Here is an 8975-nt window from a genome sequence, read left to right on the forward strand (position 1 = left end):
GTGGAAGAATGCCGGAATTACCAGAAGTGGAATTGGTCAAGCGTTCTCTAGAACGGACGGTGGAAGAGAAGGGGATCGGTGCCATATCTTTCTCTGACTATATATATAAGGGGCATGAAATTGGCCGAAGAACCATAATTAAAGAAAATCTTGAATCATTTAAAAAGAAAGTCGATGGTGCCTATATCAAAAAGATAGGAAGGCGCGGGAAATATCTGTACTTCATCATGGAAAAGGATGGAGGCGTCTTCCATCTGATTTCACATCTCGGCATGTCGGGTGCTTTCTTTGTGGCCGACTCGATAGAACAGATCAAAGACTTGAATTACCGCAGGCATTGGCAAGTGTCTATACCGCTGTCAGATGGACAGTCTCTTGTCTACAGTGACATCAGACGTTTTGGGGAAATGTCGACCGTTGACAGGATGATTGACTTCCCTCCCTTTAAAAGGATGGCCCTGGAGTATACGCATCCGGATAGTCTTGCTGAATTCATTGAAAAGATCAAAGATCCCGGCAGAAGCAATAAAGCGATCAAAGCGTTGATAATGGATAGCACGGTCATACCAGGTGTCGGCAACATCTATGCTTCAGAAGCATTGTTCATGTCGGGAATTTCCCCCGTCCGGAAGGCGGGGAATATTTCAGTTGAACGATTAACCAAGTTGCACCAGGCGATTGTTGAAGTATTTGAGCTGTCACTGAGCCGTGGTGGTTCCACAATCTCGGATTATAGAGGGATATCAGGGGAGAGGGGCAGCATGCAGGACCGGTTCAAAGTCTACCAGAAGAAGGTATGCCCGAGCTGTGAGGCGCCCCTCAAAACAAAAACGATAGCAGGAAGAAATACATTTTATTGTACAAATTGTCAGAGGTGATCCAATGAACTACATTATCGGTCTGACCGGAGGCATTGCCAGTGGCAAGTCAACCGCTTCAGAATATATTCGATCAAAAGGCTATCCCGTGCTTGATGCGGATATTTATGCCAAAAAGGCGACTGCACAAGATGGCCCTACCTATAAAGGGATACTCGACCACTTCGGGGAGGACATTGCAGGACCGGACGGCGAAATAGACAGAAGGAAGTTGGGGGCGATCATTTTCAATGATCCAGAAAAGCGGCAAATATTGAATGGTCTGGTCCATCCTGAAGTGAGACGCATGATGAATGAGGATAAAGAACGATTGAGCCGGGAGAGCCATGTATTTTTGGATATCCCGCTCCTATTCGAAAATGAGTTGGATGAACAATGCGACTTGACTGCAACAGTCTATGTCGATGAGGAAACGCAAAAAAAGCGGTTGATGGACAGAGACGGCTTTACAGAAGAAGAGGCGGTGTCAAGAATCAGAAGTCAAATGCCGCTATCGGATAAGCGCGATAGAAGCGACGTCGTGTTTCAGAATAGTGGCTCTATTCAGGAATTGAGGGGCCAGATTCAAAGCTTTCTAGACAAGATTGAAAAGTGAACATTTTATGCAGATTACACCTTTAAACACGCTTTCAATATGTTATACTAATCAGTGAAAAGTATAGCATAAAGGGGCAATCGTCATGAAAAAAGTAGCAATCAATGGTTTGGGAAGAATTGGAAGAATGGTATTTCGCATCGTTGCCGCTTCGGATGAATTGGAGCTCGTAGCGGTGAACGCCAGCTATCCTGCCGAAACACTGGCTCATCTCCTCAACTACGACACCACACATGGGAAATTCGGAAAGCAGATAGAAGGCAATGGAGACAAGCTGGTCATGGATGGTAAAGAAATTCTGATCACGACAGAAAGAAATCCGGAAAAACTGCCATGGGGAGACTTGGGTGTGGATATTGTCATTGAAGCGACAGGTGCCTTCAACCATGGTGACAAAGCAGCGGCCCATGTTAAAGCAGGGGCCAAAAAAGTATTGCTGACTGCACCAGCCAAAGGCGGAGATGTGCAAACTGTAGTTCTTGGGGTAAATGATGAAGAATTCGATATAGATAAATATGATGTATTCTCCAATGCATCGTGTACGACAAACTGTCTGGCGCCAGTCGCCAAAGTGCTGGATGAGGAGTATGGCATCGAAAATGGTTTGATGACGACTGTCCATGCCTACACAAACGATCAGAAGAACATCGATAACCCGCATAAAGACCTTAGACGGGCACGTTCTTGTGCAGACAACATCATACCGACTTCGACTGGAGCAGCAAAAGCCTTGGGTGAGGTTCTCCCCCAATTGAACGGCAAACTCCATGGCTTGGCATTGAGAGTGCCTGTCTCGAACGTCTCGCTTGTCGATCTGGTGGTTGATCTGAAAAAACCTGTGACAAAGGATGCACTCAATGAAACATTCGAGAAACACGCTGATGGTGCGCTATCCGGTATCATGGGTGTCACTTATGAACCGCTGGTGTCCAGTGATTTTAACACTGACAGCAGAAGTTCGATTATAGACGGTTCGTTGACGATGGTCATGGACGACAACAAAGTCAAAGTCCTGGCATGGTATGACAACGAATGGGGTTATTCGACCCGAGTGGTGGAATTCGCTGAAAAAATTGCTGAAAATCTATAGAAAGAAAAGAAGAAACGAGAGTTTCTTCTTTTTTTATGGTCAATGTATTATAATGGTATATCAAACTGGGTAGGAAGAGGTGGTCACAGTGAAATGCCCGAATTGTCATCATACAAGTTCGAGGGTGGTCGATTCCAGGCATACCGATGAACTGTCTGCGATACGCCGGCGTAGGGAATGCGAAGAGTGCGGTTTTAGGTTCACGACGTTTGAACGTATGGAATTATCACCGCTGGTCGTAGTCAAAAAAGATGGAAACAGGGAAGTCTTCAGCCGGGAGAAACTGATGGATGGATTGCTCCGTGCATGTGAAAAGCGTCCAATCCCCTATGAGACGTTGGAGAAGACAGCAGCCCAGATAGAGTTGGACCTCAGGAATTTAAATAAATCGGAAGTTTCGAGCAATGATATCGGAGAACATGTCATGAAAGCGCTGATTACCTTGGATCAAGTGGCATATGTAAGGTTCGCTTCGGTCTATAAGGAGTTCAAGGACATCGACCAGCTCATGGAGACCTTGAAGCATCTGGCTAAAGGCAGTGACGATAATGAACTTCAATGAAAGACTAAAACCAAATACCGAGTTCATCGTTTATATGCCGTCACCGTTCGAAAAGTCCCATCTGAACATCATAAATGAACTGTATCTCCCCCTGATTGGCCAGGAAGCGGCCATGTCATATATCTACCTTCAGGAATCTTCAAACCATTACAGCAAACTTGAAACCAGGCTCCACAGAGAGATAATGGATGAATTGAACATGCCGCTTTCAAGCTTCTCAAGCATACTCGAGAAGCTTGAAGCGATTGGACTTATCCGTACGTTCGTGTCCAATACCCCCCATGAAGATCGCTTCATATACGAGCTGTTGTTGCCGCTTACACCAGATGCCTTCTTCAAAGATCCGATGCTTAGCCTCTATCTCTATGGCCAAGTGGGTTCTGTGGCTTTCAATAGAAAGAAGGGGCGCCTCCAATATCCGCCGATGCCAGAAAACTTCACCGAAGTAACACGCAAGTTCACCGAAGTGTTCCACACAGGGAGTGGTGAAGGTTTCGAAGTGCCCACTGAAACTTTCAGCAAGGAAAACGAATCTGTAGGACCGCAAGTCGACCTAGAAGATTTTGACTTTGATGTGCTCTTTACACATCTGAAAGGGACACGTATCGACCGTGCGTTCTTTACGAAGGAAATACGGATGCTCATCGTTAAATTGAGTATCCTATTCAATTTCAATGCCTATGACATAAAACAAATATTGTTGTCATCTACAACACAATATGCGGGAATAGATAAAGAACAGTTGAAGTATGAAGCGAGGAAATACTATCAGAAAGAGAACAAGGGCAAGATTCCTAAATTTGATGGTCCGGCGCAACAGGCGGCTGAAGATAACACCGGTAAGGAACCATATATAGAACAACTCGAAACCATTAACCCCCTAGACCGGCTGAATGATATACGCGGCCAGCGGCCAAGCGACAATGATGTGAAGCTCGTCACCGACATAATCGCCCGTACAAGTCTGCCAGGCGGTGTCATAAACCTACTTCTTGAGTATGTTTATCAGCAGAAGGACGGAGACTTGAACTACCCGTATACAATGAAAATTGCAAGGGACTGGGAGGAGAAGGGGATACGTTCGGCTAAGGAAGCCTATGAATCGATAATGGAATACAGAAAGCAACGCAACCCGAAAAAAGGCGGGCGCAGAGAACGCCAAGGTGAAAAGAAACCTGCATGGATGGATAAATCATCCGCTAAACAGAAGAGCGACGTGCACACCGATAGCGGGAAAAAAGCGTCATCTGTCCAGAAGACAGCAAAGGATGATCCCGAGCTACAAAGAATGATAGATGAATTCAGAAAATCCAGGTGATCTTAATGGAACCCATAAACCAATTTTTAAAAAACTCAAAGAAACTGCAGGAGAATAATGAGCGCCTTTATGAATCGCTCATCAAGCATCCGCGCATTATAGAACTGATTGAAAACAGTGAGCATGAGATTACGCGTTCAATGATTAAAAATGATCTGCTTCAATTGAAACGTTACGCCGAACAATCTTTAGCCTGTGAGAAATGCGGCTCGCTGAGTGGGTGTGTGAACCATCCACAAGGTTATGTACCTTCTATAGATGTAAGGGATGGGCGGATACATGTAATCTATTCCCCTTGTCCTACAAAAATCAAAGAAGACCGCTTCCGGGAAAAGGAAAAGATGATCGAATCCTATCATGTACCTAAAGATGTTAAAGATGCGACATTCGATACGGTTTTCCTGGATGGGGACTCCAACAGGCAGGAAATCATCAAAAAGGCAATTTCAGCAAGCAAGAAGATAATCGATGGAGAAAAAACGAAAGGGCTTTATATACATGGCAGTTTCGGCATCGGCAAATCCTATATGTTGGGATGCATCGCCAATGAATTGAAGGAACAGTCGGTCTCTTCGATAATCGCCTATGTACCTGAAATCATCCGGGATCTCAAATCAGGTTTCAAAGATGGGACGACAGATATCAAGTTTAAGACGCTGAAAACGGCTCAAGTGCTGATGCTTGATGATTTAGGAGCCGAAGATGTGACCCCTTGGGTGAGGGATGAAGTCATTACGAGCCTGCTTCACTACCGCATGGTCGAAGGTCTCCCGACGTTCATCAGTTCAAACTATTCGATGGAAGAACTGGAGTACCGTTATAGCCGGACGAAGGAAAACGGTGTGGAGGAGACTAAAGCCCGAAGGATGACGGAGCGGTTGCGCTCATTATGTGAAGAAGTACAGCTCGAAGGCAGAAACTATAGAAACGGTTGATGCTTGATAATTGACTCGGCCTTCAGTATAATCAATATATAATTCCATCAGTTAAACGCCAAGGACAATGCTTTTTCGTATTCATTCAAAGAGAGTGCATGAAATGCTGAAACATGCATAATGGAACGATTGAGATACTCCCTTGATATATGTCGGGCTAAAACCCGGACGGCGCGGGCTGTTATCTCCGGCTGAAGGCGAGTTAAATCTCGTGAATCAGGGTGGTACCGCGGTGTCAATCGTCCCTCTATTAGTAGAGGGACGATTTTTTTCTGGTGAGACTATGATGATGAAAGGATGGAAAACATGACGCAGATAGAAATAAAATTTCCAGATGGCAATATCCAAAATTTACAGTCGGGTGTGACTCCTGAAGAAATTGCACAGTCCATAAGCCCGGGCTTGAAGAAAGCGGCCGTTGCCGCAAAGGTGAATGGGGAAATGTATGATCTACGAAGGCCGATTAATGAGGATGCTGACCTGCAGCTTATCACCAATAAAGACGAAGAGGGCCTTGAAGTGCTACGCCACTCTACAGCGCATCTTATGGCGCAAGCGCTGAAACGCCTTTACGGCGATGTGAAATTTGGTGTTGGTCCTGTAATTGAAGAGGGCTTCTATTATGACTTTGATACCGAGGAGAATATTTCCTCGGATGACTTTGAAAAAATAGAGAAAGAGATGCAGCGCATTGTTGATGAGAATGTGGAAATAGAGCGAAAGGAACTCACGAGGGGCGAAGCGCAGGAATTATTCAAGAATGATCCCTATAAGCAGGAGCTCATCGAGGCGATTCCTGAGGATGAAACCGTAACAGTCTATTCCCAAGGGGAGTTTACAGACCTGTGCCGTGGTGTGCATGTTCCGTCCACATCAAAAATAAAAACCTTCAAACTTCTATCTACAGCCGGTGCCTATTGGCGGGGGGACAGCAATAACAAGATGCTGCAGCGCATATACGGCACTGCATTCTTTGATAAGAAGGATCTGAAATCCTACTTGAACCTTTTGGAAGAACGTAAGGAACGTGACCACAGAAAAATTGGCAAGGACATGGAATTATTCCAAAACAACCAGTTGGTAGGTGCAGGCCTGCCATTGTGGCTGCCTAACGGCGCAACAATCAGACGCGAAATCGAGCGGTACATCGTCGATAAGGAAGTTGCTTTAGGTTACGACCATGTCTATACACCTGTACTGGCAAATGTCGACTTGTATAAAACAAGTGGCCATTGGGAGCACTATCAGGATGACATGTTCCCGACGATGGACATGAATGGGGAAGAGTTGGTGCTGCGCCCGATGAACTGTCCGCATCACATGATGATCTACAAATCGAGCAAGCACTCATATAGGGAACTGCCGATACGGATTGCAGAGCTCGGCACGATGCACAGATACGAAGCAAGTGGCGCTGTAAGCGGACTTCAACGCGTCAGGGGAATGACATTGAATGATGCCCATGTGTTCGTCAGGCCGGATCAGATAAAAGAAGAGTTTAAACGTGTGGTCCAACTGATAATCGATGTCTATGACGATTTTGGATTCGAGAACTATTCATTCCGTCTGAGCTATCGCGACCCTGAAGATACTGAAAAGTACTTCGATGACGATGAAATGTGGAATAAGGCTGAACTGATGCTGAAAGAGGCAGTGGATGAAATGGAACTCGAGTACACTGAGGCTGATGGGGAAGCGGCCTTCTACGGGCCGAAACTTGATGTTCAAGTACAGACTGCCCTCGGCAAGGAAGAAACCCTATCGACAGTGCAGTTGGACTTCCTGTTGCCAGAACGCTTCGAATTGACCTACACGGGCAGCGACGGCGAACTGCATCGTCCTGTGGTGATACACCGCGGAGTGGTTTCTACCATGGAACGCTTCGTTGCGTTCCTGACTGAAGAATATAAAGGCGCATTCCCACTCTGGCTCGCCCCACAGCAAGTGGAAATCATTCCGGTCAACCTTGACCTGCACTATGATTACGCCCGTGCACTCAAAGATGAAATGAAGAGCCACGGCATGCGGGTCAGCATCGACGATAGGAATGAGAAGCTTGGGTATAAAATCAGAGAAGCCCAGATGAGGAAGGTGCCTTACCAGGTGGTCATCGGGGATAAGGAAATCGAAGAGAACCAGGTGAACGTCAGAAAGTACGGCGAGAAGGACCAGATCACTTACGACAGGGAAGACTTCATCTGGGAACTTGTTGATGAAATCAGGCTGAAAAAATAACTGCTTGACAAAGTCTGTGAAAGACTGTAGAATTATAAGAGTTGATAAGAACGGACAAGAAGAAGCTCCCGCTTCTCACCCGCAAACACCTATGAGGTAGTGACCGGGTCACGCAGTGAGATAACGATGGATTGGCATGATACCATTCCAGAATTTCTCATCACTGGTTGGCGGGCGCATATATGTGCCCGCCCTTTTTGTTCGTCTTCAAACTATATGGAGGTGTCAAAGATAGCAAAAGATCAAACATTAATCAATGACAAGATTCGCGCCAGAGAAGTTCGTCTCATCGGACAAGATGGTTCACAGCTTGGAGTAAAACCCACCCGCGAAGCACAAGAGATGGCTGAGCGCGTAGAACTTGATCTAGTATTGGTCGCGCCTAATGCCAAGCCGCCTGTTGCACGCATCATGGATTACGGTAAATTCAAGTATGAGCAGCAGATTAAAGAAAAAGAAGCGCGTAAAAAGCAGAAGGTGATCAATGTTAAAGAAATCAGGCTTTCTCCAACAATCGAGGACCATGATTTCAACACTAAATTGAAACAGGCGAAGAAATTCCTTGCGAAGGAAGATAAAGTCAAAGTTTCCATCCGCTTCCGCGGCCGCGCAATCACGCACAAAGATATCGGCCGTAAAGTGCTCCAGCGCTTTGCAGATGAATTGTCTGAAGTTGCTACAATTGAACAAAGACCTAAGATGGAAGGCCGTTCAATGTTCCTGGTGGTCGCACCGATCACTGACAAAAAATAATAATCCGGAGGTTAGTCTCATGCCGAAAATGAAAACTCACAAAGGTTATGCTAAACGCGTCAAGCGTACTGGAACAGGTAAATTCAAGCGTCATCGTGCGTTCACATCACACCTGTTCGCCAACAAGACTACAAAACAGAAACGTCACTTGAGAAAAGCGACGCTAGTTGCTAAAGCAGACCAAAAACGCATCAAAAAGCTACTTTCATATATAAAATAATCGATCGAATTAAGGAGGAGCACACATGGCACGTGTCAAGAATGGTTTAACGTCCCGTAAAAGACGTAAAAAAGTACTGAAGCAGGCAAAAGGATATTTTGGTGCGAAAAGCACACTTTATAGAACAGCGAAACAGCAGGTAATCAAATCCGGCCAGTATGCGTACCGCGACCGCCGTCAGACCAAGCGTGATTTCCGCAAATTGTGGATTACACGTATCAATGCAGCTGCACGCCAGCATGGAATGAGCTATAGCCGTCTGATGAACGGACTTAAAACAGCAGGTATCGACATCAACCGTAAAATGCTTTCTGAAATCGCAATTTCAGATGAAAAAGCATTCGGTGAAATCGTTGCGCAAGCTAAAAATGCCTTGAATAAATAATGCT

Annotated in this window: 10 protein-coding genes; all 10 read left to right on the forward strand. The window is 45.6% G+C overall.

Annotated elements, in window-relative coordinates; all coding sequences use genetic code 11:
• The first annotated feature begins 8 nt into the window (after positions 1-8).
• Positions 9-878, forward strand: a complete 870-nt coding sequence (mutM, locus tag ACFFLE_RS01315) for a bifunctional DNA-formamidopyrimidine glycosylase/DNA-(apurinic or apyrimidinic site) lyase (RefSeq protein ID WP_380569380.1) — start codon at positions 9-11, stop codon at positions 876-878.
• Positions 879-882: 4 nt separating this feature from the next.
• Positions 883-1473 carry a dephospho-CoA kinase gene (coaE, locus tag ACFFLE_RS01320; RefSeq protein WP_380569381.1) on the forward strand — a complete coding sequence of 197 codons (591 nt, stop codon included), beginning with the start codon at positions 883-885 and terminating at the stop codon, positions 1471-1473.
• Between the two features lie 85 nt (positions 1474-1558).
• The gene (locus tag ACFFLE_RS01325) at positions 1559-2563 is read left to right on the forward strand and encodes a glyceraldehyde-3-phosphate dehydrogenase (RefSeq protein ID WP_380569382.1); all 1005 of its coding nucleotides are present in this window, start codon (positions 1559-1561) and stop codon (positions 2561-2563) included.
• An 88-nt stretch (positions 2564-2651) separates the two neighbouring features.
• Entirely contained in the window at positions 2652-3125 is a 474-nt protein-coding gene (nrdR, locus tag ACFFLE_RS01330; RefSeq protein ID WP_380569383.1) for a transcriptional regulator NrdR, read from the forward strand.
• Entirely contained in the window at positions 3112-4443 is a 1332-nt protein-coding gene (locus ACFFLE_RS01335) for a replication initiation and membrane attachment family protein (protein ID WP_380569384.1), read from the forward strand. Before nrdR ends, ACFFLE_RS01335 begins: the two co-directional genes overlap by 14 nt.
• A 5-nt stretch (positions 4444-4448) precedes the next feature.
• Positions 4449-5378, forward strand: a complete 930-nt coding sequence (gene dnaI / locus ACFFLE_RS01340) for a primosomal protein DnaI (protein ID WP_380569385.1) — start codon at positions 4449-4451, stop codon at positions 5376-5378.
• A gap of 306 nt (positions 5379-5684) precedes the next feature.
• Positions 5685-7613, forward strand: a complete 1929-nt coding sequence (gene thrS / locus ACFFLE_RS01345; protein WP_380569386.1) for a threonine--tRNA ligase — start codon at positions 5685-5687, stop codon at positions 7611-7613.
• Between the two features lie 222 nt (positions 7614-7835).
• On the forward strand, positions 7836-8366 hold the full coding sequence (infC, locus tag ACFFLE_RS01350) for a translation initiation factor IF-3 (RefSeq protein ID WP_380569622.1): 531 nt from the start codon (positions 7836-7838) through the stop codon (positions 8364-8366).
• 19 nt (positions 8367-8385) lie between these two features.
• Entirely contained in the window at positions 8386-8586 is a 201-nt protein-coding gene (gene rpmI / locus ACFFLE_RS01355; protein WP_344702704.1) for a 50S ribosomal protein L35, read from the forward strand.
• A 25-nt stretch (positions 8587-8611) separates the two neighbouring features.
• Entirely contained in the window at positions 8612-8971 is a 360-nt protein-coding gene (rplT, locus tag ACFFLE_RS01360; protein ID WP_380569387.1) for a 50S ribosomal protein L20, read from the forward strand.
• The last annotated feature ends 4 nt before the right edge of the window (positions 8972-8975 follow it).

Origin of the sequence: Salinicoccus siamensis (assembly GCF_042429615.1) — a bacterium.
Classification (GTDB): domain Bacteria; phylum Bacillota; class Bacilli; order Staphylococcales; family Salinicoccaceae; genus Salinicoccus; species Salinicoccus siamensis.

Coding starts and splice junctions, on each gene's coding strand:
- ACFFLE_RS01325 (WP_380569382.1), top strand. CDS start 1,559: ATGAAAAAAGTAGCAATCAATGGTTTGGGAAGAATTGGAAGAATGGTA.
- thrS (WP_380569386.1), top strand. CDS start 5,685: ATGACGCAGATAGAAATAAAATTTCCAGATGGCAATATCCAAAATTTA.
- rpmI (WP_344702704.1), top strand. CDS start 8,386: ATGCCGAAAATGAAAACTCACAAAGGTTATGCTAAACGCGTCAAGCGT.
- coaE (WP_380569381.1), top strand. CDS start 883: ATGAACTACATTATCGGTCTGACCGGAGGCATTGCCAGTGGCAAGTCA.
- rplT (WP_380569387.1), top strand. CDS start 8,612: ATGGCACGTGTCAAGAATGGTTTAACGTCCCGTAAAAGACGTAAAAAA.
- mutM (WP_380569380.1), top strand. CDS start 9: ATGCCGGAATTACCAGAAGTGGAATTGGTCAAGCGTTCTCTAGAACGG.
- dnaI (WP_380569385.1), top strand. CDS start 4,449: ATGGAACCCATAAACCAATTTTTAAAAAACTCAAAGAAACTGCAGGAG.
- ACFFLE_RS01335 (WP_380569384.1), top strand. CDS start 3,112: ATGAACTTCAATGAAAGACTAAAACCAAATACCGAGTTCATCGTTTAT.